Source organism: Halosimplex amylolyticum, assembly GCF_051414035.1.
In the GTDB taxonomy this organism is placed as follows: domain Archaea; phylum Halobacteriota; class Halobacteria; order Halobacteriales; family Haloarculaceae; genus Halosimplex; species Halosimplex amylolyticum.
Map to the genome: position 1 here is coordinate 21019 of NZ_JBLKNW010000001.1, position 22200 is coordinate 43218.

The window sequence follows — 22200 nt, forward strand, 5'->3', positions numbered from 1 at the left end:
CCCGGGATGGAGGGTATGTCCGACGCACCAGCAGTCGGCGAACTGACGCCGCCGGACCGAACGCTGATGGGTCCCGGACCGAGCGACGTCCACCCGCGCGTACTCCGGGCGATGAGCACGCCCCTCGTGGGCCACCTCGACCCCTCGTTCATCGAGATCATGAACGAGGTGCAGGAACTCATGCGCTACACGTTCCGGACCGACAACGAGTGGACCATCCCCGTCTCGGGGACGGGGTCGGCCGCGATGGAGGCCGCCATCGGCAACGTGGTCGAACCGGGTGACACCATGCTCGTCCCCACCAACGGCTACTTCGGCGGCCGCATGGCCAGCATGGCCGAGCGCGCCGGCGGCGAGGTCGTCGAGGTCGACGCCCCGTGGGGCGAACCGCTGGCCGTCGCCGACGTCGAGACCGCCGTCCGCGAGCACGAGCCCGACGTGTTCGGCTTCGTCCACGCCGAGACGAGCACGGGCGTCCGCCAGCCGGCGGTTCCGGAACTGACGGAGGTCGCGCACGAGCACGGCGCCTACGTGATCGCCGACTGCGTCACCTCGCTCGGCGGGGTCGAACTCCGCGTCGACGAGTGGGACGTCGACGTCGCCTACGCGGGGCCCCAGAAGTGCCTCTCCTGTCCGCCGGGCGCGAGCCCGCTCACGCTCAACGACCGCGCGATGGAGAAGGTGCTCTCCCGGGAGGAGCAGGCGCGGTCGTGGTACCTCGACATCTCCCTGCTCGAGGGGTACTGGGGCGAGGAACGGGCCTACCACCACACCGCCCCGATCACGAACGTCTACGCCATGCGCGAGGCGCTCCGCCTCGTCGCCGAGGAGGGCATCGAGGATCGCTGGCAGCGCCATCGCGACGTCGCTGGCGCGCTCAAGGCCGGCGTCGAGGCGATGGGCCTGGAGATGAACGCTCCCGACGAGTACTGGCTGCCGAGCCTCAACGCCGTGCGCGTCCCCGACGGCGTCGACGACGGGGCGGTCATCTCCTCGTTGCTCGACGAATACGATCTCGAGATCGCCGGCGGCCTCGGCGCCCTCTCCGGCGACGTCTGGCGGATCGGGTGCATGGGCTACTCCGCGCGCCCGAAGAACGTGAGCTACCTGCTCGCCGCACTGGGCGACGTCTTGACCTCCCGGGACGCCGACGTCGACGTCGACGCCGGCCTCGCGGCGATGAGCGACGCGTTCGGCGCGTAGGCGATACCGCCCGCTCCGCGAGGGTCCGTAATCAGGGTTCCGTCAGGGCACGTGCTCGACGCGTCACCCGGTCCGGCCCGTGCCAGAAACGTCGCCCGGTCCGGGCCCGTGCTCGACGCGCCCGCTGCCCCCACTGCACCTCACGCCGGTGGGAGATGCGCGACTCGGAACCAGAACTGATCGATCGCTTCGGCGAGCGCCTCGAACGACGCTGGGTCGGACGGTTTCTGCACGTACGCGTTCGCGTGCAGTTCGTAGGCCTGGACGACGTCTTCCGCAACGGCGGACGCCGTCACGACGAGGACCGGGATCTGCCGCAGTTCCGGCCGGTCGTCCAGCTCCGTGAGGACAGCCACCCCGTCCGGATCCGAGAGGTGGAGGTCGAGGAGGATGAGATCCGGACGCGGCGCGTCGGCGTACTCGCCCCGCTGGTGCAGGAAGTCGAGCGCCGAGGCCCCGTCATCGACGACGTGGACGCTCTCTGTCGTTTCTGTGGCCTCGAACGCGTCGACAAACGGTGTGACCTCCTCGGGTTCCGGTTCGAGAAGCAGGAGGTCGTGCGTCCGACTCCGGTCGCGTGCGGTAGATAGCGTCACAGTAGCGAGTTTCGTTGCTGTAGAGTACTCGGTTCGACGAATAAGGATGCGCCCTAAGATATTTGGATTCGGGAGGTCCCGCCCGCGGAGCGGTGACGCCGGACCCCAACCGACGACGTCTGGGCCGCCACCGACCGAATCCGGGGCGTCGTCGCTCGGCCGTACGAGAAACCGGACCTGCGTCGAGAGACGGACCGATCCACGCCGCAGTAGCCAGCATCTCACCCGAACTGCCGGCCCGCTTCGCGACGGCGAATTCGACCATCGGGGTGGCGACGAGGGCCGCGGCGTGCCGGGGCCGACCTCGACGGCAACCGGCGAACAGTCGGCTTCCCGAGAGCCTGATCAGGCGGTTCGGGATCGAACGGTACCGGCCCGACCGCGTCGGTCGAATCGTCGACGACGACACGTCCAGACGGGGTTCGGGCACCGGTTTCACTTTCACTCCGGTAGGCTGGCCTCTATGTAGGGACGGACCCTCGAACGTACCAGTGAGAGCGATGGCAGGGAGCGACTCACGTTCCCTGGCCGCTCTCGCGGGAGGCTACGAATGACTGTGCACGGATCGTCACGGCTCGGCGTCTGCCCGGTCTGCGACGAGGACTTGCTGGCTCGGCACGTCCTGATCAGGTACGAGACCGAGTCGGGCGACCGAGAAGCCTGGGCCGAGTGTCCGGACTGTCGCGGAGTGGTCCATCCGCGATGAGCCGGTCGCTCCTCGACGGGGTGAAGCGGCTGCTGACCCCGTCGAACGCGGTCGTGGTCGAGTGCAGACGATGCGGGACGTCGCTCGACGAGGGGACGGAGACGTGTCCCGAGTGCGGCAGTGAGGACTTCAGCCGGTACGAGTTCTGAGTGGCGACCGGGAGGCAGCTACAGCGCCGCCCTCGCTCGCATCGAGCACAGAACAGTTATTGGTCGCGGCGGGTAGGAGACGGGTGTGAACTCGGACTCCGGTACAGCGACGCGAGCGCAGGCTCGACGACTCCTCGAACGGAGCATCGGTCCGGACGCGGAGTTCCGCCCTCAGCAGTGGGAATCGATAGACCGGCTGGTCAACGAGAAGGGACGACTGTTGCTCGTCCAGCGGACCGGGTGGGGCAAGAGCACGGTCTACTTCATCGCGACCAAACTGCTGCGGGAGCGGGGCGAGGGGCCGACGCTGATCGTCAGTCCGCTGCTGGCGCTGATGCACAACCAGATCCAGGACGCGGAGCGGCAACTGGGGCTGGAGGCCCGGACGATCCACTCGAACAACACCGACGAGTGGGACGAAGCCAAACGGAGCGTCGTCGACGGCGACTGCGACGTCCTGTTGATCTCGCCCGAACGGCTCGCAAACCAGGAGTTCCGGGAGGACGTGCTGCTGGAGATGGACGCGGAGTTCGGCCTGCTCGTCGTCGACGAGGCCCACTGCATCTCCGACTGGGGCCACGACTTCCGACCGGACTACCGCCGGATCAAACGGATCCTGCGGGAGTTCCCGGACCACGTCCCCGTCGCGGCGACGACCGCGACGGCGAACGACCGCGTCGTCGCGGACGTGACCGAACAGGTGCCCGACCTGCGGGTCGTCCGCGGCGACCTCGTCAGGGAGTCGCTGCGCATCCAGACCGTCGAGATCGACTCGCGGGCCGAGCGACTCGCCTGGCTCGCGGAGACCCTCCCGGAACTCCCCTCGGCGGGGATCGTCTATTGCCTTACCACCGACGACGTGGAGATCGTCGCGGACTGGCTGGCCCAGCGCGGCCTCGCGGTCGAGCCGTATCACGGCGGGATGGACGGCGACCGGCGGCGCGAACTCGAACAGCGGCTGCTGGCCAACGACGTCGACGGACTGGTGGCGACGAACGCCCTCGGGATGGGGTTCAACAAACCCGACCTCGGCTGGGTCGTCCACTTCCAGCGCCCGCCGAACCTCATCCGGTACTACCAGGAGATCGGCCGCGCGGGGCGGGGCCTCGACGAAGCGTTCGCGGTCGTCCTCTCGGGCGAGGAAGACGACGACGTCGCCGAGTTCTTCATCGAACAGGCGTTCCCCGACCCCTCCGATTTCGAGACCGTCCTGGAGACCGTCGCCGCGAGCGACGAACCGCTGTACAAGTACGAGATCCTCAAACGCGCGAACGTCTCGTGGAAGGCCGCCTCGAAGTGCCTGAACATCCTGCAGGTGGACAACGCCGTGATCCGGGTCGACGACGGGTTCGTGCGGACGGGCAAAGACTGGACCGACGACCGCGAGCGCATCGAGTCGATCACGGACCACCGCTGGGAGGAGCTCGCCCAGATTCAGGAGTTCGTCGAGACGGACGCCTGCCTGACGAAGTTCGTCGACGACGTGCTCGACGGGTCGCTGAACTCGCCGTGCGGTCGGTGCGCGAACTGCGCCGGTGACTTCCTGCCGGCCTCGCCTCGGGACGACGACCTCGTGGAGGCGGCCGTCGAGCACTATCGCGCCGAATCGTGGGACGAGATCTCGGCGCGGTACTACGATCCCCAGCGCGGCGACGGCCGCTCGAAGATCGCCGAGTCCCGCAAGCCGGAGGACGGCCGCGTCCTCTGCACGTACGGCGATCCCGGGCTCGGCGGACTCGTCCGCGACGACTACGAGAGCGAGAGCGCCTACAGCGACGAGCTGGTCGACGCGTCGGTCGAACACGTGGAGGACGTCTGGGACCCGGCGCCCGCACCGACGTGGGTGACGGCCGTCCCGTCGCTGTCCGAGACCGACCGGGTGACGGATCTCGCGAAACGGATCGCGGACGGGCTCGGCCTCCCCTACGCGGGGGCGCTCCGGAAGGTCGAACCGACCGCCCCGGACGGGGAACTGGCGAACTCCTACCAGAAGCGATGGGACGTCGAGGGCGTCTTCGAGGTGACGGAGTCGGTTCGATCCGAGCCGGTCCTCCTGGTCGACGAGACGGTCGATACACGCTGGACGCTCACGGAGGCCGCGATGACGCTTCGAGACGGCGACAGCGGCGTCGTCTACCCGTTCGCCCTGGCCGAGCGGACCAGTTGGTAGCGGGCGGCGCGTGAGTTCACAGGGTGCCGTTACTACCCGATCTTTCGAGCGAATCTGGTACTGTCCAGTGGCCAGACGCTGGAGACGCCGCTGACCCGCGGCGACGTTGATCGGGCCTTATACACAATTATATTCTCCTTACCATTAATATTTATCCGTGGCGCTACAAGCGGGTGACATGCCCCACGGCCAGGACGTCGAACACGAGAACGACCCGACCGAAGCGTCGAATTACGAGTGTCTGCAGTGCGGCGACATCGTGGAATCGGACTCGCACCCGGGCGCCTGTGACTGCGGCGGCGACTTCCAGAACCGGGCGAAGTCGCTCGAATAGCCCTCCGCCTTCACTCACATTATGGTCTCAGAGACGACAGCGACAGCGGAGGATACGGAATCACAGCCGACCGAACTACCGGAGACGGCCCTGGAGACCGCGCGCCACCAGCTCAACCAGGCGGCGTCGATCATCGACGTCGACCCCAACGTCGTCGAGCGACTCAACTACCCCGCGGCCGTTCACGAGGTGACGATCCCGCTCGAACGGGACGACGGCACGGTCGAGATGTATCAGGGATTCCGCGCCCAGCACGACAGCGTCCGCGGCCCGTACAAGGGCGGTCTCCGGTATCACCCGGAGGTCTCCCGCGAGGAGTGCATCGGCCTGGCGATGTGGATGACCTGGAAGTGCGCGGTGATGGACATCCCCTTCGGCGGCGCGAAGGGCGGGATCGTGGTCGATCCGAAAGATCTGAGCGCCGCCGAAACCGAGCGGCTGACGCGCCGGTTCGCCAACGAGATCCGCAACATCATCGGACCGATGACGGACATTCCGGCGCCAGACATGGGGACCGGCGCCCAGACGATGGCGTGGATCATGGACGCCTACAGCGTCCAGGAAGCCGAGACCACCCCCGGGGTCGTGACCGGGAAACCGCCAGTCATCGGCGGGAGCAAGGGCCGCGAGGAAGCGCCCGGCCGCAGCGTGGCCATCATCAGCCGGGAAGTCCTCGAGTACTACGACTACCCGCTCGAGGACGCCACTGTCGCAGTCCAGGGCTTCGGGAGCGTGGGCGCGAACGCGGCGCGCCTGCTCGACGACTGGGGCGCGACGGTGGTCGCCGTGAGCGACGTGAACGGTGCCGCCTACGATCCCGGCGGCCTCGACACGCGAGCGATCCCGTCCCACGACGAAGAGCCCGAGGCCGTGACCACCGACGCCGACGAGACGATCAGCAACGAGGCCGTCCTCGAACTCGACGTCGACCTCCTCGTCCCCGCGGCGGTCGGGAACGTCATCACGGAGGACAACGTCGCCGACGTCCAGGCCGACCTGATCGTAGAGGGGGCCAACGGCCCCACCACGTTCACCGCGGACTCGATCCTCGACGACCGCGGCGTGCGAGTGATCCCGGACATCCTGGCCAACGCGGGCGGCGTGACGGTCAGCTACTTCGAGTGGCTCCAGGACATCAACCGGCGGGCGTGGTCGCGCGAACGAGTCAACGAGGAACTCGAGACCGAGATGCTCGCCGCGTGGGACGCCGTCCGTCAGGAGGTCGAGACCCACGACGTGTCGTGGCGCGACGGGGCGTACATCGTCGCACTGTCGCGGATCGCCGAAGCGCACGGGAGCCGCGGTCTCTGGCCGTGATCCTCCGTCGGAACGGCGCTACCGGTGACGCGCGAGAAGCGAATCGGCGGTCTGCATTCCAACAATCGGGCCCGTGATTATTTAATCACCTTCGCTGTGTAGTACACTGTGAACCCGTCGGCACGAGTCGAACGAGACCGGATTCCGCGGTATCTCGTGGGGATCGCGGTCGTGCTCGCGGGAGCTACCATCTGTGAGATCGTGCTCCGCACGTTCGGTCCGTTAGTCGGCTCGAACGGCGAGACGCTGGTCTTTCAGGGCGAGTTCCTGGTCGGAGTTCTCACGACAGTCCCGTTCGTCGCCGGGATCTGGTACGCCGGCGCCCGGCTCCCGCAGAGCGGACTCGACGCGGACAGGTACCCGCGGATACTGCAGTGGCTCCTCCGGGGGGCGGCGCTGTCGCTCGCGTTCAACCTCCTGCTCATCGCGGTCATCGGGGTCGCTTCGCTCGCGATGTTCGTCGGGTGGGTCCGCTGGAGCGTCGCCGTCGGGGCCGGCCTCGGCCTCGTGATCGGCGTCTCAGAGGCGAGGGCCGTCCAGAACTCGGTCGAAGCCGAACTCGCGAGGAGCCGAACGGAACACCTGGCCAGACAGCGTGACCTCCTCAACTATCTCAACAGCTTCCTCCGCCACGAGGGGCTCAACACGATCCAGATCATCAGCGGGCACGCGAAGTTACTGATGGAAGGGGCCGACCCCGACGGCGACGTCCACGCCCACAGCGAGACCATCTACTGCCGGAGTGAGGACCTCACGGAGGTGATCACCGACATCCGCTTGCTGATCAAGGTGGCTCACGAGGAGACGCCACTCGAACCGGTGGACGTCTGCGAGGTGCTGCGGGGCGAGATCGAGAAGATCGAGGACAGAGGCGAGCGGATCGAGGTCGTCGAATCGATTCCCGACGAGGCGCACGTGCGAGCGAACTCGCTGCTGAAGCACGTGTTCGGGAACCTGCTGGCGAACGCGGTCGAACACAACGACAGCGACGCGCCGAGGGTCCGCGTGTCGGTGACTCGTTCGGAGGAGCAGGTCACGGTCGAAGTCGCCGACAACGGCGAGGGGATCACCGAGGATCGCGTCCAGGAACTGTTCACCCGGCCGGACTCGTTCGCGACCGACCACGGGCTGGGCCTGTTTCTCATCGGTGAACTGGCCGAGCAGTACGGCGGAACGGTCGAACTAGCCGAGACGGGCGAGGACGGGAGCGTCTTCCGTGTCGAACTGCCGCGGATCGAGCCAGACACGCGTCCAGTCGAGCCCGAGCGGGAGTCGCCGAATCAGACAGCGAGCGGCACTGCGAGCGAGTGAGGGCGTCGGTCCGGAAGGCGGGCGGTGGTGCGTCATATAGCCCCTCCCTGGTGGACAAAGCTTATGGCGCGATGACCCGCAGATGGACGTGTCCGCACACACGGACAACGAAGCCATCCACTTCGTTCGGGAGTTCTCGAACTCCCACACCCACCACACCCGAACCCACTGCTGTCTCGCGGGGCCCACTTCGGGCCTCGCGGTTTCCGATCGAACAGCGCCGCGAGAACCCGACCAGCGGCGTCTCAGTGGACTGACCCGACCGCCAGCGGGCGGAGCAACGGCGCGGTGCTCACTCGTCGGAGTACTCGAAGTACTCGATCCGGTCGCGGTCGATCTCTTCCCACGTCCCGTCCGCCAGCTCCTCGGTGACTCGGTGGATGTCGTCTTCACCCGGGAGTAAGAGGATCCGGAGCCGTCGCGGCGCGGTGTCGACGGGGTGGTATTCCAGTTTAAAGATCTCTTCCATGCGAGTTCCACCGACCCGACACCCAGTCCTCTCTGTGAGACACAATAACACCTGCTATTTTCCGGAGCGTGTGCCGGGCCGTCGCAAACCGTGATACCGCCAGACTGCGGTCGGATCGGTGCCGCGGATCGGCCGTGGCCCGGTCAGCGGGCGGCCGCTCTCGAGTCGCGACCGCCTGCAGTATCCGCCCGGCCACGGATTACGTGAGGGGCCGAAGCGAGTGCATGCTTACGGCTGACCGGATGCGGGCCGTCGAGGCGAACGCGGTCGCACTCGGCGTCTCGCCGACCAAACAGGCGGAAGCGGGCGGGAGCGCCGTCGCGCGCGAGGTGCGCGAGCGCGCCGCTGCGGACGCGACCGTCGCGGTCGTCGCGGGACGGGGGGCCAACGGGGGCGTCGCGCTCGCCGCCGCACGCCACGTCGACGAGTTCGCGCCGTCGGTCTCGCTGCTGGGTCGTCCCGAATCGATCGCGACGGCGACCGCGCGCGACGACTGGGCGACCGTCGTCGCGTCGGAACTCGACGCGCGGTCGGTCCCGTGTCCGGGAACTCTCGACCTCGGCTCCGCGGACGTGGTCGTCGACGGGATACTCGGGCCGGATCGCGCCGCAGCGCCGGGCGAGCCCGAGCGGACGGCGATCGAGTCGGTCGACGACTGCGACGCGACGGTGGTCGCCGTCGACGTTCCGTCGGGGCTGGACGGAAACACGGGCGAGGCTCCCGGTGCCGTCGTGGACGCCGACCGGGTCGTGGCCCTCCACGCGACGAAACCCGGGCTCGACGCTCGTTCGGGCGTCACGGTCGCCGACGTCGGTATCCCGTCGGCCGCCGAGCGGTTCGCCGGCCCCGGCGACCTCCGGCCGATACGCGGGCACGTGCGAGCCGACCGCGACCACGGCGACTCCGGGAGGGTCTTCGTGATCGGCGGCGGCCCCTACACCGGTGCCCCGGCGCTGAGCGCACAGGCGGCACTCCGTGGCGGCGCCGACCTGACCTTCCTCGCCGTCCCCGAGGCGGTCACCGACCCCGTCAGCGGGTACGCCGAGGACCTGATCGTCCAGCCCTACCTGGGAGAGTACCTGACACCGGGAGAAGTCGGCGACCTGGTCGAGACGGCGACGGACTACGACGACGTGGTCGTCCTCGGGCCGGGACTCGGGGACGCCGACGAGACGCTGGCGGCCGTCGAAGAGTTCCTCTCGGCGTTCGACGGGCGAGCAGTCGTCGACGCGGACGCCATCCCGGCGGTCCCGGCCGTCGAGACCGACGCGACGCTCGTCCTGACGCCGAACACGCACGAACTGGAGGAACTCGGCGGACCGTCCGTCGACGACCTCCGCGAGTCGACGGAGGAGATCGAGTCGTTCGCCGCCGACCTGGGCCACGCGCTCGCGGTGAAGAGCGCCGAGACTGTCGTGACCGACGGGACGGAGACCCGCATCTGCCGTGCTGGGACGCCGGGTCTGACCGTCGGCGGGACCGGCGACGTCTTCGCCGGGCTGACGGCGGCGTTCCTGGGCGTCGCACCGCCGCTCGACGCCGCGACCGCTGGCGCCTTCGTGAAGGGGCGAGCGGGGGAGCGACTCGCCGACCGGGTCGGCGAGACGTTCGTCGCCTCGGAGCTACTGGACGAGATCTCGCCGACGATCTGGCAGGCTGGGACGCGGGATCGGTGACGAGCGGTGCGGGGAGTGGCGACTGGTTCTCCGCGGTGAGCGCGCCCAGACGCGCCGCGGAGTAAGCGCCCGGACGCGCCGCGGAGTAAGCGCCCGGACGCGCTGTGATTTCACTTCCGCTCCGTGGCGCCGACTCTTGGGCGCCGCGCCCCTACCGCGCGACATGGCTCGACGCACGAGCGCGGACCTGCCGCTGCACTCCGGGTCGGCGCCCTCGTGGCTGTTCGACCGGATGGTCGACCTCAGTGGCGCCATCGCGGAGGCCGTGATCGAGGAGTACGGACACGGGGAACTCCTCCGCCGGCTCTCGGACCCCTACTGGTTCCAGGCGCTGGGCTGCGTCATCGGCTTCGACTGGCACTCCTCGGGCGTCACCACGACGACCATGGGCGCACTGAAGGAGGCACTGTCGGCCGAGGACCACGGGATCGCGATCGTCGGCGGGAAGGGCGCGACCTCCCTGGAGACGCCCGACGAGATCGACGCGAGCCCGCTCGGACTGCCGCCGGGAGCGCGCGAGGACCTCCGACACACGTCGCGGATGAGCGCCACCGTCGACAACGCCTGCGTGCAGGACTCCTACACGCTGTATCACCACACGATGGCGATCGCCGAGTCGGGGTCGTGGTGCGTCGTCCAGCAGGGGATGAACGACTCGACGGCGCGGCGGTATCACTGGCTCTCCGACGACGTGAGCAGCTTCGTCGAGGAACCGCAGGCCGCGATCTGCTCACAGGGCCGGGAGAGCGACCCGCTCGACCTCACCGCGGAGGAGTCGGCCGAGGCCCGCGAGGTCTCCGTCGACCTCGTGCAGGACGACCCGGTCCACCTCAAGCGCGAACTCCGCGGAGAGACCTCGCTCGCCGACTTCGGCGCCGGCGCGCCGAGCGGTACCGGTGACGGGAGCAGCGGCGGGGGCGACAGTGGGGGGAGCACCGCCAGCGGATCGGCCGCCTCGCTGGCGAGCGACCCGGACCTGACGATGCCCGCCCATCACGAACTCAGGGAGGCCGACCTCTCCGAGCGGGCGCTCGACCAGCTCGGACGGGCCTACGAGTACCAGCCCGACAGCTACGAGGAACTGGTCGAACTCGACGGCATCGGGCCGGGGTCGATCCGGGCGCTCGCGCTGATCGCGGAGCTGGTCTACGACGCCGAGAGCTCCCGGGAGGACCCGGCGAAGTACGCCTACGCCCACGGCGGCAAGGACGGCACGCCCCAGCCGGTCGAGCGCGAGCGCTACGACCGGTCCATCGAGTACATGCGGTCGATGCTCGACGGCGCCGAACTCGACCGCGAGACGAAACAGCAGTCGCTCCAGCGCCTCGCGGAACTCGAGTAGGTCGGCTCCGACGCCGTCGTCCGCCCGTGCGGCGGCGGCCCTCCTCGCCCCGACCGCGTCGCCACTGGCCGACGAATTGGACGGGGCGTCGCCGCTCGGCACGCGCTCCGGCCCCCGGAGTGACCTTCTTCCGTCCCGGGGCCGAAGTCGCTCCGGATGACGTTCGCAATCTTCGGTGCAGGTGGCGTCGGCGCGTACCTCGGAGCGAGACTCGCGGACGCCGGCCACGACGTACACCTCGTCGCTCGCGGCGACCACCTCGCGGCGCTCCAGACCGACGGGCTCCGCGTCGAGAGCGTCGCTGGCGACACCGCCGTCGACCTCCCGGCGACGGACGACCCGGCCGACGTCGGCCCGGTCGATCACGTCCTGTTCACGGTGAAAGCCCACGACACGCGCGACGCGGCGGCCGACCTCGACCCGCTCCTCGGTCCGGAGACGACGGTCGTCTCCTTCCAGAACGGTATCGACAACGAGCGGTGGATCGCCGAGGAAGTGGGCGACGGCCACGTCGTCGGTGGCGTCGCGTACATCTTCTCCACCATCGAATCCCCGGGCGTCGTCGCGCACACGGGCGGTCCGGCGCGGTTCGTCTACGGTGAACTGGACGGCTCCCGGACGGACCGTATCGAGGCGCTCCACGACGCTCTCTCGGCGTGCGAGGGGGTCGAAGCGGTGCTCGCCGACGATATCCGCGTCGAGCTCTGGCGGAAGTTCGCGTTCATCTGCGCCCACTCCGGCATGACGGCCGCGACGCGGAAGCCGATCGGTCGCATCCGGGAGTCACCGGACTCCTGGGCGATGTACCGTCGCATCGTCGAGGAAGTCGTCGCCGTCGCGCAGGCCGAGGGTATCGACCTCCCGGACGAGACCGCTGCGGAGTGGGTCGACTTCGCACGGGACCTCGACCCCGAGATGTACTCGTCGTTGCACTACGATCTCACGCACGGAAAGCGGCTGGAACTCGACGCGCTCAACGGGTCCGTCGTCCGCCACGCCGTGGACGCGGGCGTCGACGTCCCGATGAACGAAGCGATCACTGGGATTCTGCGCCCGTGGGCGGACGAACGTCGCGAGTGACCGACGGTCTTCCAGACCGGGCTACCGGCCACCGGTCCCACTCGCCGGCGGCGTCGATCAGTCCGGCGTCACGGGTCGGTCGTCATCCGTCCTGCTCCGTGTCGTCCTCGCGCGACGGTCGCCGCGATAGCCGGTCGAAGCGGTCCTGGGCCTGGTCGCGACGGGCCTCGGTCTCCGCTTCGTCGTAGGCGACCTCGGCGAGCTCCCCGTCGGCGAGTTCCACGCGGAGCACCGCGTCCGCGTGCCGAGCCGCCTCCGGGAGCTGGCCCGGGTAGACGACGAACTCCTCGGGGCCGTCGTCGTCCTCCAGTTGCAGGGTCGCCAGCCCGTCTTCGATGCGGTCCACGACGGCGGTGTAGGTCCCGTCTGGGATCACGAGTACTCCTCCCTGAGGACTGTTTCGCCCGCCGCGTTTGTCACGATGACGGTGTCGCCGCCGTTGTTCCAGATCGGACTCCCGGACCCCCAGTACAGGTCGCTCTCGGAGTCGGTCCCGCTGCCCGTGCGGAGCGTGACAGTCGAGTTGGGTTCGAGCGTGAACCCGTCCGGGAACGCGTAGGTGTGACCAGCCTCGTCCTCGACGGTCCACCCCGTCAGGTCGAGCGCTTCGGACCCGGGATTCTCGAAGACCACGTACTCGTCGTTCAGGTTCTCGCGGTCGTCGCCCGCGGCGTCGGCGTGGATCTCGTCGACGCGGATCCGGTCGGCCTGGATCTCCGTCGCCGTCTCCGTGCCGCCGTCCGTGGCGACGGGCGTTTCCGCTGTCGTGTTCAGCGAGCCGTTGATCGTCGCCCGGGGCGCGACCGGGTCGGTCGCCCCCGGTTCGATGGCCGTCCCGTTTCGGAGCGAGAGCGGGTCCGTCGGCGCCGCTTGCTGGGTCCTCACCGTCACCCGTTCTCCGTCGCTCACGAGCACGACGTTTCCGTGCGTGGCGGTCCAGTACGCCGGAATCGACCGGTCGGCCAGGCGCCGTAACACTTCCTCGTTGGGGTGGCCGTACTGCGAACCGTTCGCGCTGGAGATCACGACCGCTTTGGGTTCGACTGCGTCGAGAAGCGCCTCGCCGGTGCTGCTCCGGCTCCCGTGGTGGCCGGCCTTCAGCACCGTCGCCCGGAGGCGCTCGCCGTAGGTGTCGACGAGATACCGCTCCTGGCCGTCTTCCGCGTCGCCGGTCAGCAGGAAGCCGGTCCGGCCGTACGCGAGCCGGAGGACGATGCTGTTCTCGTTCCGGTCGCCGTTCTCCAGGTACGGTTCGGGCGGCCCGAGGACCTCGACGCCGACGCCCTCGAACGGGAGCGGGTCGCCCTCGCGCGTCTCGTACAGCGTGACGTTGTGGGCCTCGACGGCGTCGAGGTACGCCTCGTAGGTCTGCGTGCTCGCCGCGATGCCCGGGTCGTAGACGGCGCCGATCCCGTCGGCCTCGGTCTCGTAGTAGTCGATGATCGCGGCGTTCCCGCCGATGTGGTCCGCGTCGGCGTGGCTGACGACGAGGCGGTCGATCCGGCTGATATTGTGCCGTTGCAGGTACGCGAGGACGTCCTCGCCGTCGTCCGTGAAATCACCCGAATCGACGAGCATCGTCTCGTTCGTCGGCCCGACGATCAGGGTGCTGACCGACTGGCCGACGTTGATGAAGTGAACCTCGAGGGTCCCGTTCGACCCGGCCGTCGCCGTCTGCGTCGCGGCCGACTGGGCGTCGATGGCGGTCGCCTCGGCCCCGCCCGACGTCGAGCCCTCGCTCCCGGAGGCGAACTCGTCGAACTCGGCTAGACCCACACAGCCCGCGGAGACGACGAGCAAAACGACGGTGGCAGACGCGACCGCTCGGGTGCGACTCACGCGCGTATCGGAGGGACGCGAGTCGGAATACGGTTGTTTCCCGGTAGGCGCCTACACCGGACGGGTCGATTGCCGCGTTCGCCGCCTTACGAGCCGAACGCGTACCGGACAGTTGGGTCGGAGTCGGTGCGAGAGACGGCCCGGAGCGAGCGCGACGGTCAGCCACCGCGTCACGGCAGTCCGCCGCCTCAGAGCCGTCCGTCACGGCTGAATCCGTCTCGTCGCGGTTGGATTCGTTTCGTCGCGTCAGGATTCCCCTCCCTCGGGGGGATCAGTTCGTCGCCTCGACGCGTTCGACCCCCTCGACGAGGTCGTCGAACAGCCGCTCGGCCTGTTCGTCGTCGTAGTCGGTGTGGTACTCCTTGGCCACGCCTTCCGCAGCGAGGTTGACGTGGTAGTCGGGCGTGACGCCGTGGTCGTCCAGGCAGGTCCGCGCGCACTCCAGCGGACAGCCGTCGATCACGACCGTCGGTCGGCCGGAGGTCGCCGTGTCGACGAGCGGGGCAACGTCCCCGCCGACGCCCGCGATGCAGGACATCTCCGCCAGGCGTTCGCGGTCGAGCCTGACCGCGAGGTCGTTGGCCATCTGGGCCGCGCTCGAACACCCAGAACAGGAGTACACCAGCGGCAAGTCGTCGTAGTCGGCGGTCATCGCCGCTCCCTACCGGGCCGCCCCGGGAAGTGATTGTCCCGAACGTCGTTCGCCTCCGGGCTCGTCTCCGGACGACGGGGTCCGTCGACCCTCGCAGTCAGGCGAATGTATTCGCACGAACCCCTTCGGCGGTCACAGTCGTCCGTCCCGACGCTATGGCCGAACAGCAACTCGACCTGCGCGAGGTGCCGCCACCGAAACGCCATCCGAAGATATTCGAGGCCTTCGAGGCGCTGGAGAGCGGCGAGGCGCTGACGCTCGTCAACGACCACGAACCGACGCCGCTGTACCACCAGATGGCCGCGGAAGTCGAGTCGTTCGACGCCGCCGAGTACACCGTCGACCGCGTCGGCCCGAACGAGTTCATCGCGACGCTGCCCAAGAAGTAACCGGACCGTCGCGCGGTCGAGCCCGCCCCAGACCGAGGTCTGTGACAGACAGTCTCCCCCCCCCCGCCGTTTTGTATCGGCCGTTCCGAGGTCACGGACGATGACGCTCTCCACGATCGCGGTCGCCGGCGACACCACCGCCGACGTCCCGACCGCGCGGCTCGCCGACGAGTTCTTCCCCGGGGCCGAGCGCCGAGCCGAGTTCGAGGGTCACGAGGCGCTGTTCGACCGTTCGAAGGCCGAGTCGCTGCTGGAGTGGACCCTCGAACGCAGCTGGCGCGACTACTGACGCCGTGCGCGCCCGCCGGTCCCGCGACCGAACCCGTCGAGCGGGCGAACGGAAGTAAACGCTTTCCGGCGGTGTGACGAACCCATCGAGCATGTCGAGCGACGATCGGACGGCCGGTCCGGGCGGCGGCATCTACCGCGACGAACGCTGGCTCCGGCAACACGTCCGCGGCCTGCTGAACTTCTACTACCCCGACTGCATCGATCACCGCTTCGGCGGATACATCTCTCAGTTGAGCGACCGCGACGGCCACGTCTACGACGGCGAGTCGAAACTCGTCGTCTCGACGGCGCGGTTGGTCTTCAACTTCGCCACGGGGAAACGGCTCGGCGGGCCGGACTGGTGTCACTCGGCGGCCCAGCACGGCGTCGACTTCCTACTGGACGTCCATCGGCGCGACGACGGCGGCTACCCGTGGCTGCTCTCGGGGCGCGAGGTCGAAGACTCCGAGCGGACGGCCTACGGACACGCGTTCGTCCTGTTCGCGCTCTCGACGGCCGCCGAGGCCGAGATCCCGCGGGCGGGCGAGCACGTCCGGGAGACGTTCGAGACCATCGACGAGCACTTCTGGGAACCCGAGCACGGCCTCTGCAAGGGGAAACTCGACGCCGACTGGGAGGAGACCGAGACCTACCGCGGCCAGAACGCGAACATGCACATGTGCGAGGCGTTCATCGCCGCCCACGAGGCCACCGGCGACGAGGAGTCCCTCGACCGCGCCTACGCGATAGCCGAGCGACTGGCGCTCGAACTGGCCGACGACGGTGACGGCCTGCTGTGGGAGCACTACACCGCGGACTGGGAGCACGACTGGGAGTACAACCGCGACCAGCCGACCCACCTGTTTCGCCCGTGGGGCTACCAGCCGGGTCATCTCCTCGAGTGGGCGAAACTGCTCTGTCACCTCGACGAGCACGTCGACGCCGACTGGCTGCTCCCGCGCGCCGAGCGCTTCTTCGACGCGGCGGTCGAACGGGGCTGGGACGAGCGCGGCGGGTTCGTCTACAACTTCGACCGCGAGGGCGACCCCATCGCCGCGGAGAAGTACTACTGGCCGCTCGCCGAGGGGTTCGCCGCCGCGGCGCGCCTCGCAGCGGCGACCGGCGACGACGAGTACTGGACGTGGTACGACCGGATCTGGGACTACGCGATGGACAACGTGGTCAACCCCAAATACGGCAACTGGTACTTCAGGCTGACCCCCGACAACGAGATCGACGACGAGGCACTCGACGCCTCGCCGGAGGTCAAGACCGGCTATCACCCGCTCGCCGCCTGCGCCGACGTGCTGCGGACGACGAACCGCTGACAGCGACCCGAGCTGGCGGCTGGTCGGCTCCAGGCGCTGAACACTGCCGAGTCGCGGGTGCAGCGCTGTCGACGCTGGCTCGATAGAACCAAGTGGTCCCGGGGCCTGCGTGCGAGACAGAGCTACGAATGGAGATCTCCGATCAACTCCGCTGTCTTTTCTCCGCGCGGGTAGAGGAACGAGACGGATCCTACGTCGTCGAGGTGCCCAAGCGGGAGATCAGGCGCGGCGGGATCGACCCGGACGGGACGTATCGCGTGGCACTGGTACCGTCGCCCAGCACGGGCGGCGACGAGCAACAGGCGACGAGCGGGACCCAGCGATCGGGTTCGTCGCCGAAGGAGAACGGGGACCGTGCGAGCGGCGGGGACGACGCCGACCGGTCGACGAACGGGAGCCGGGACCGCGGCCGCCAGCGGCCGCCGGTCGAGGAGGGGGAGTCCCGCCGCGTCGAGATCGAGGACATCGGCGAGCAGGGCGACGGCATCACGCGCGTCGAGCGCGGGTTCGTCGTCATCGTGCCCGACACCGAACAGGGCGAGCGCGTCGCCGTCGAGATCACGGACGTACGGGAGAACGTCGCCTTCGCCGAGGTCGTCGAGCGCCTGAGTTACTACGAGTGAGGCGGTCCGTTCTCGACAGCCCTGGCTTTCTACGGTCGCTGCTCGCCGGACAGAACGCTTAACCGGGGTCGAATCGCACGTTCGGAACAGAATTACCGTGACGACGATCACCGACTACGAACTGTTCGAGGTACCGCCACGCTGGCTCTTCCTGAAGGTCGAGACGAGCGACGGGCTCGTCGGCTGGGGCGAACCCGTCGTCGAGGGTCGCTCGAAGACCGTCGAGACCGCCGTGGAGGAGCTCATGGACACTTACCTCCTCGGCGAGGACCCGGCGGACATCGAGGACCACTGGCAGGCGATGTACCGCGGCGGCTTCTACCGCGGCGGCCCCGTCCTGATGAGCGCCATCGCCGGCATCGACCAGGCACTGTGGGACATCAAGGGCAAACACTTCGGCGCACCGATCTACGAACTGCTGGGCGGGAAAGCCCGCGAGCGCGTCCGCGTCTACCAGTGGATCGGCGGCGACCGGCCGGCCGACGTGGGCGACGCCGCCGAGGAACGCGTCGAGGAGGGACTCACGGCGCTGAAGATGAACGCCACGCCCGAACTGCGCCGCGTCGACAACCCCGCGGCCGTCGAGGCGGCCGTCGACCGCGTCAGGACGGTCCGCGAGCGCGTCGGCGACGAGGTCGACATCGGGCTGGACTTCCACGGCCGCGTCGCCAAGTCGATGGCCAAGCGCGTCGCCGAGGCCGTGGAACCCTACCAGCCGATGTTCGTCGAGGAACCGGTCCTCCCGGAGAACAACGACGCGCTCCCGCACGTCGCGAACCACACCACCACGCCGATCGCCACCGGCGAGCGGATGTACTCCCGCTGGGACTTCAAGGAGGTGTTCGAGCAAGGCACGGTCGACGTGATCCAGCCCGACCTCTCGCACGCCGGCGGCATCACCGAGGTCTCGAAGATCGCCGCGATGGCCGAGGCCTACGACGTGGCGCTGGCGCCCCACTGCCCGCTCGGTCCCATCGCCCTCGCGTCGTGTTTCCAGGTCGACGCCAACGCGCCGAACGCGCTCATCCAGGAGCAGAGCCTGGGCATCCACTACAACGAGGGGACCGACGAACTGGCGTACCTCGACGACCCCGGCGTGTTCGAGTACGAGGACGGCGCCGTCGCCGTTCCCGACGGGCCGGGCCTCGGGATCGAGATCGACGAGGACTACGTGCGCGAAGCGGCCGAAGCAGACGTCGACTGGCACAACCCGGTCTGGCGCCACGACGACGGTGGCGTCGCCGAATGGTAGCGGGAACTCCGCCGTCGGAGTGGGAGCCGACAGAACTGCCTGAAAGCAGGCTGGCCGCCCCGATCGGAAACCGGTGACAGTGACAGAGTGGGTCGGGCGGGGCGGTGCCGTGGCAAGATGGGGCCCGTGTGGGACGAGCCACGTTAGGAGAGGGCCCGAAGACGGAAGTCCGTACGCCCTCAAATATTAGGGTCCGCCCGAGTAACGAGAGCGGCGCCTCCGCGAGCCGCCGGTCACTGTCGATACCGCTATTACTGATATCTGACTAAATCGCTGTAGGGTAAGTATTCTGTTGATATATGCCGATGGCCGCCTCGCACTTGATCGTGGCCGTCGAAGTCTGGAACGCCGACAGGTGGAAGCAGCGAAATTGCGGCCCTGAGCCGTCCATTAGTGCCATTCCGAGAATAACTCCGCTGTCTGAGAATGAACACGGAAGTCGAGGGCACGGTCTCCGTCTGGACCGTTTAATCGCGTCCAGGATCGCTGCGATTTGGCCACTCAGTCGGTTCTTGGGGGCTATCGACGGCTGTTACAACTGACGGTCGACCGGATCCGCGTCGTGGTGGGTGATAGGTGATTTATAAAAATACCATCAATGTAAACATCCTGTGTATCGGTACCCACTTGTTCCTCTGATCGCCGGTGCGAATTCGAGGTTACCGGTCGCGCCGCGGGTCGAGGAGTTCGATCGGGTGCGTCGGTTCGCGTGCGAGGAGCGCGTCGATCTGTTCGAGACAGGAGGTCCCGCTGGCGACGGGGATCCGGTCGTCGTTCCCGGGCGCCCGGAGCTGGTCGCCGAGCTGTTCCCCGACGTCCATGCTGATCTCGTAGTAGTCGGACTTGTACCCGAAGCTCCCGGCCATCCCGCAACACTCCACGTCGGTAGTCGTCACGTCGTAGCCCAGGCGTTCGAGGACGGCGGCAGTGTGCGATTCGAGGCCGAGCGTCCGCTGCTGGCAGTGGCTGTGGTAGACCACGCCCGGACCGCCGTCCGCCGGGCCCGTCAGGCGGTCCCCGTCCGCGCCCTCCTGAGTCAGGAGCCCGTAGACGTACTCCAGGACCTCGTAGCTGTTCGCCGAGACGGTCTCCAGCGCGTCGTCGTCCTCGGACAGGAGCTTCTCGTACTCGCGGTCGATCATCGCGAGGTCGCTCGGTTCGACGACGACTACGTCGTAGCCGTCGGCGACGTACGCCGAGAGTGTCTCGACCACGTCCTCGGCGTGGTCGGTCGCGGTACGGACCATGCCTTGCGAGAAGGGCGCGCGCCCGCTGGCGCGCACGTCGGGGACGGTCACCGCACAGCCGAGCGCCTCCAGGACGCGGACGGCCGCCTTCCCGCGTTCGGTGAGGACGTGGTTCGTGTAGAGGTCGGGGTAGACGACGGCCTTCCGGCCCTCACTGGAGGAAGCGCTGATCCCGCTCGTCCGCTTTTCGGCCCAGTCGCGGAACGTCTCCCGGCGGAAGGTCGGGAGGTCGCGGCGGCGGTCGACGCCGAGCGTCCGCTCCATCAGCCACCGGCTCGGCCCCGCGTCGGCCAGCCAGTTCGACACCGGCGCAGTGACGCTCCCGAGCTTCGCCACCGTCTCGAAGTTCCCGAAGAAGCGCTTGCCCAGCGGCGGGCTCCCGTCGTCTTCCGCGTCGGGCGTCAATCCGTCGACGAGCGAGTCGAAGGCGTCCTCGTCGTCGCCGCGGTTGATCCGGTCGCGGACGACCGTGTTGATCCACGGGATGTCGATGCCGACCGGACAGGCGTTCACGCAGCGCGTACAACCGGTGCACAGGTCGTTGAACTCCGCGGCGACGTCCTCGCCCTCGATTCCCGCTTCCCAGCCCGTGGCGATGCCGCCGGAGTACGTCTCGCCGCCGAAGGCGTGGCCGCCGACGCTCTGGAAGTTGGCACAGCTGTTCGAACAGGCCGAACAGCGGATGCAGTAGAGCGTCTCGCGGAGCTGGTCGTCGTCGCGCATGGCGAGGCGGCCGTTGTCGACAAGCACGAGGTGGAAGTCGCGGTCGGCGTCGAGTTCCGACAGGGGCGTCTCGTCGTCGTCGAAGTCGACGGTGGGCGTGTCGACCGGGGGCGTGAACAGGGAGATGTACGAGGTGATGTCCTGACCGGTGCCCGAGCGGCCGATGAGTTCGACGAAGGGAGCGAAGTCGCTCACCGACGGAACGACCTTCTCGACGCCGGCGACGGCGACGTGCGTGTCCGTCGCCGCGACGGACTTGCGGGCGTTGCCCTCGCTCGTCACGAGCGCCATCGTCCCCGACTCGGCCGCGATGAAGTTCGCGCCCGTCATGCCCACGTCGGCGTCCTCGATCAGCTCGCCGAGGTGGCCGCGGGCGAACTGCGTGAGTTCTTCGGCCGTCTCCAGCGGCGGATCGGGATCGAAGCGCTCGTTGATCAGGTCGGCGATGCCCTCACGGGACTTGTGGATGGCCGGCGCGACGATGTGGCTCGGGGCCTCGTCCGCGACCTGGAGGACCCACTCGCCGAGGTCGGTCTCGACAACGTCGACGCCGTCGGCCTCCAGCGCCTCGTTGACCTCCAGTTCCTCCGTCGTCATCGACTTGCTCTTGACGACGCGCTCTGCGTCCTCGTCGGCGACGACTTCCCTGATGTACTCGTTCGCGTCCGCGGCGTCGTCGGCGACGTAGACAGTTCCACCGTTGTCCTCGACGGTCTCGCGGAGTTGCTCGACGAGTTCGGGGAGTTGCTCGATGGCGTCTTCCTTGATCGCCCGCGCCTGGTCTTTGAGTTCCTCGTAGTCGTCCAGTCGCGCGACCGACTCGTAGCGGCCGTCGTTGAACGCGGTCGTGTTGGCGCGGACCGCCGCGCCCTCGGTGTCCATGAGCCGCCGGTAGTCGTCTTTCTTCGCCACGGTCACTCCCCCTCCAGGACGACCGCGGTCACCGTCTTCGGCCCGTGGGCACCCTCGACGAGCGCCCCCATGTCGGCGGTCGCGCTCGGCCCCGTGGCGAGTATCCGACTCCCCCGCGCCGTCTCGGGGTCCGCGTCGAACGCCTCGAAGGCTGTCTCCATGTCCCCGACGACGTCGTCCTCGCGAAGCACGGCGACGTGGTCCTCGACGAAGAGGCTGACCAGTTCCGCGCCGTCGGCCGTGCCCGGGAGGACGAGCGATCCGTAGTCCGCGATGCACAGCGACGCGGGCGTGACGCCGACGCTCGCGTCGTCCAGTTCTGCGGGCGTGGGATCGACGGTCACGGGCGTCCCCGCTAACGAGACGGGGAGATCGGTCAACTCGACGCCGACGGCCGGTCCGGCGACGATGTCGGCGATGGTCTCGGCGAACGCCGCCGGCCGGACGCGGTGGGTCCGCACACCCACCGCTTCGAGGTCCTGACTGAGGCCGTCCGTACTCCCGGAAGTCATGGGACGAACGTCGGACTCGCCGGTCTTGTGCTTTGCGGGTCCCCGCCGCGCCGAGGGGTAGTTTCAAGACCCGACGGCGACTGGACCGGGACATGACGAC

At 68.5% G+C, this 22200-nt stretch carries 22 protein-coding genes; 15 read left to right on the top strand and 7 right to left on the bottom strand.

The genetic code is table 11. The features are described from left to right. Positions 1 to 15 precede the first annotated feature (15 nt). Positions 16 to 1203, top strand: coding sequence for a pyridoxal-phosphate-dependent aminotransferase family protein (locus tag ACMGFE_RS00085; RefSeq protein WP_436922897.1), 1188 nt, complete (start codon positions 16 to 18; stop codon positions 1201 to 1203). A 140-nt stretch (positions 1204 to 1343) separates the two neighbouring features. Here the strand turns inward: ACMGFE_RS00085 and ACMGFE_RS00090 are convergent, their stop codons facing one another. Next, positions 1344 to 1799 carry a response regulator gene (locus ACMGFE_RS00090; RefSeq protein ID WP_436922898.1) on the bottom strand — a complete coding sequence of 152 codons (456 nt, stop codon included), beginning with the start codon at positions 1797 to 1799 and terminating at the stop codon, positions 1344 to 1346. 550 nt (positions 1800 to 2349) lie between these two features. Here ACMGFE_RS00090 and ACMGFE_RS00095 point away from each other — a divergent pair. From ACMGFE_RS00095 to ACMGFE_RS00120, 6 genes are all read left to right on the top strand, one after another. Next, entirely contained in the window at positions 2350 to 2505 is a 156-nt protein-coding gene (locus tag ACMGFE_RS00095) for a DUF7837 family putative zinc-binding protein (RefSeq protein ID WP_436922899.1), read from the top strand. Then, the gene (locus tag ACMGFE_RS00100) at positions 2502 to 2654 is read left to right on the top strand and encodes a zinc-ribbon domain-containing protein (protein WP_436922900.1); all 153 of its coding nucleotides are present in this window, start codon (positions 2502 to 2504) and stop codon (positions 2652 to 2654) included. Before ACMGFE_RS00095 ends, ACMGFE_RS00100 begins: the two co-directional genes overlap by 4 nt. An 85-nt stretch (positions 2655 to 2739) precedes the next feature. Further along, positions 2740 to 4824 carry a RecQ family ATP-dependent DNA helicase gene (locus ACMGFE_RS00105; protein ID WP_436922901.1) on the top strand — a complete coding sequence of 695 codons (2085 nt, stop codon included), beginning with the start codon at positions 2740 to 2742 and terminating at the stop codon, positions 4822 to 4824. 178 nt (positions 4825 to 5002) lie between these two features. Further along, positions 5003 to 5158 (top strand): rubrerythrin-like domain-containing protein, encoded by a 156-nt coding sequence (locus ACMGFE_RS00110; RefSeq protein ID WP_436925129.1) that lies wholly within the window; start codon positions 5003 to 5005, stop codon positions 5156 to 5158. A gap of 21 nt (positions 5159 to 5179) precedes the next feature. Next, entirely contained in the window at positions 5180 to 6475 is a 1296-nt protein-coding gene (gdhB, locus tag ACMGFE_RS00115) for a glutamate dehydrogenase GdhB (protein WP_436922902.1), read from the top strand. Positions 6476 to 6583: 108 nt separating this feature from the next. After that, entirely contained in the window at positions 6584 to 7786 is a 1203-nt protein-coding gene (locus ACMGFE_RS00120; protein ID WP_436922903.1) for a sensor histidine kinase, read from the top strand. Between the two features lie 292 nt (positions 7787 to 8078). On the opposite strand, the gene ACMGFE_RS00125 is transcribed toward ACMGFE_RS00120, so the two are convergent. Then, on the bottom strand, positions 8079 to 8255 hold the full coding sequence (locus ACMGFE_RS00125) for a hypothetical protein (RefSeq protein ID WP_436922904.1): 177 nt from the start codon (positions 8253 to 8255) through the stop codon (positions 8079 to 8081). Between the two features lie 224 nt (positions 8256 to 8479). Here ACMGFE_RS00125 and ACMGFE_RS00130 point away from each other — a divergent pair, with 224 nt between their 5' ends. The 3 genes from ACMGFE_RS00130 (at position 8480) to ACMGFE_RS00140 (ending at position 12353) form a co-directional block, all read left to right on the top strand. After that, the gene (locus tag ACMGFE_RS00130) at positions 8480 to 9931 is read left to right on the top strand and encodes an NAD(P)H-hydrate dehydratase (RefSeq protein WP_436922905.1); all 1452 of its coding nucleotides are present in this window, start codon (positions 8480 to 8482) and stop codon (positions 9929 to 9931) included. A 163-nt stretch (positions 9932 to 10094) separates the two neighbouring features. Further along, a complete protein-coding gene (locus tag ACMGFE_RS00135) occupies positions 10095 to 11273 on the top strand; it encodes a DUF763 domain-containing protein (RefSeq protein ID WP_436922906.1) in 1179 nt (392 codons plus the stop codon). Between the two features lie 156 nt (positions 11274 to 11429). Beyond that, positions 11430 to 12353 (top strand): 2-dehydropantoate 2-reductase, encoded by a 924-nt coding sequence (locus tag ACMGFE_RS00140; RefSeq protein WP_436922907.1) that lies wholly within the window; start codon positions 11430 to 11432, stop codon positions 12351 to 12353. A gap of 82 nt (positions 12354 to 12435) precedes the next feature. On the opposite strand, the gene ACMGFE_RS00145 is transcribed toward ACMGFE_RS00140, so the two are convergent. The 3 genes from ACMGFE_RS00145 to ACMGFE_RS00155 form a co-directional block, all read right to left on the bottom strand. Then, the gene (locus ACMGFE_RS00145; RefSeq protein WP_436922908.1) at positions 12436 to 12729 is read right to left on the bottom strand and encodes a DUF3006 domain-containing protein; all 294 of its coding nucleotides are present in this window, start codon (positions 12727 to 12729) and stop codon (positions 12436 to 12438) included. Next, positions 12726 to 14192, bottom strand: a complete 1467-nt coding sequence (locus tag ACMGFE_RS00150) for a lamin tail domain-containing protein (protein WP_436922909.1) — start codon at positions 14190 to 14192, stop codon at positions 12726 to 12728. Before ACMGFE_RS00150 ends, ACMGFE_RS00145 begins: the two co-directional genes overlap by 4 nt. Before the next feature lie 271 nt (positions 14193 to 14463). Next, positions 14464 to 14844 carry a putative zinc-binding protein gene (locus ACMGFE_RS00155; protein ID WP_436922910.1) on the bottom strand — a complete coding sequence of 127 codons (381 nt, stop codon included), beginning with the start codon at positions 14842 to 14844 and terminating at the stop codon, positions 14464 to 14466. A gap of 155 nt (positions 14845 to 14999) precedes the next feature. Between ACMGFE_RS00155 and ACMGFE_RS00160 the strand changes: the two genes are divergently transcribed. The 5 genes from ACMGFE_RS00160 to dgoD all read left to right on the top strand — a co-directional run bounded on the left by ACMGFE_RS00160 (position 15000) and on the right by dgoD (position 18706). After that, positions 15000 to 15233 carry a DUF2249 domain-containing protein gene (locus tag ACMGFE_RS00160; RefSeq protein ID WP_436922911.1) on the top strand — a complete coding sequence of 78 codons (234 nt, stop codon included), beginning with the start codon at positions 15000 to 15002 and terminating at the stop codon, positions 15231 to 15233. 100 nt (positions 15234 to 15333) lie between these two features. Beyond that, positions 15334 to 15522 (top strand): hypothetical protein, encoded by a 189-nt coding sequence (locus ACMGFE_RS00165; protein WP_436922912.1) that lies wholly within the window; start codon positions 15334 to 15336, stop codon positions 15520 to 15522. A 91-nt stretch (positions 15523 to 15613) separates the two neighbouring features. Then, a complete protein-coding gene (locus ACMGFE_RS00170; RefSeq protein WP_436922913.1) occupies positions 15614 to 16831 on the top strand; it encodes an AGE family epimerase/isomerase in 1218 nt (405 codons plus the stop codon). Positions 16832 to 16959: 128 nt separating this feature from the next. After that, positions 16960 to 17454 carry a TRAM domain-containing protein gene (locus ACMGFE_RS00175; protein ID WP_436922914.1) on the top strand — a complete coding sequence of 165 codons (495 nt, stop codon included), beginning with the start codon at positions 16960 to 16962 and terminating at the stop codon, positions 17452 to 17454. A 97-nt stretch (positions 17455 to 17551) separates the two neighbouring features. After that, positions 17552 to 18706 (top strand): galactonate dehydratase, encoded by a 1155-nt coding sequence (gene dgoD / locus ACMGFE_RS00180; protein ID WP_436922915.1) that lies wholly within the window; start codon positions 17552 to 17554, stop codon positions 18704 to 18706. A 659-nt stretch (positions 18707 to 19365) separates the two neighbouring features. Here dgoD and ACMGFE_RS00185 read toward each other — a convergent pair. Both ACMGFE_RS00185 and ACMGFE_RS00190 read right to left on the bottom strand, forming a co-directional pair. Beyond that, complete coding sequence (locus ACMGFE_RS00185) at positions 19366 to 21558, bottom strand: LUD domain-containing protein (protein ID WP_436925130.1); 2193 nt, start codon at positions 21556 to 21558, stop codon at positions 19366 to 19368. Positions 21559 to 21590: 32 nt separating this feature from the next. Then, entirely contained in the window at positions 21591 to 22100 is a 510-nt protein-coding gene (locus ACMGFE_RS00190) for an LUD domain-containing protein (protein WP_436922916.1), read from the bottom strand. Positions 22101 to 22200: the final 100 nt, after the last annotated feature.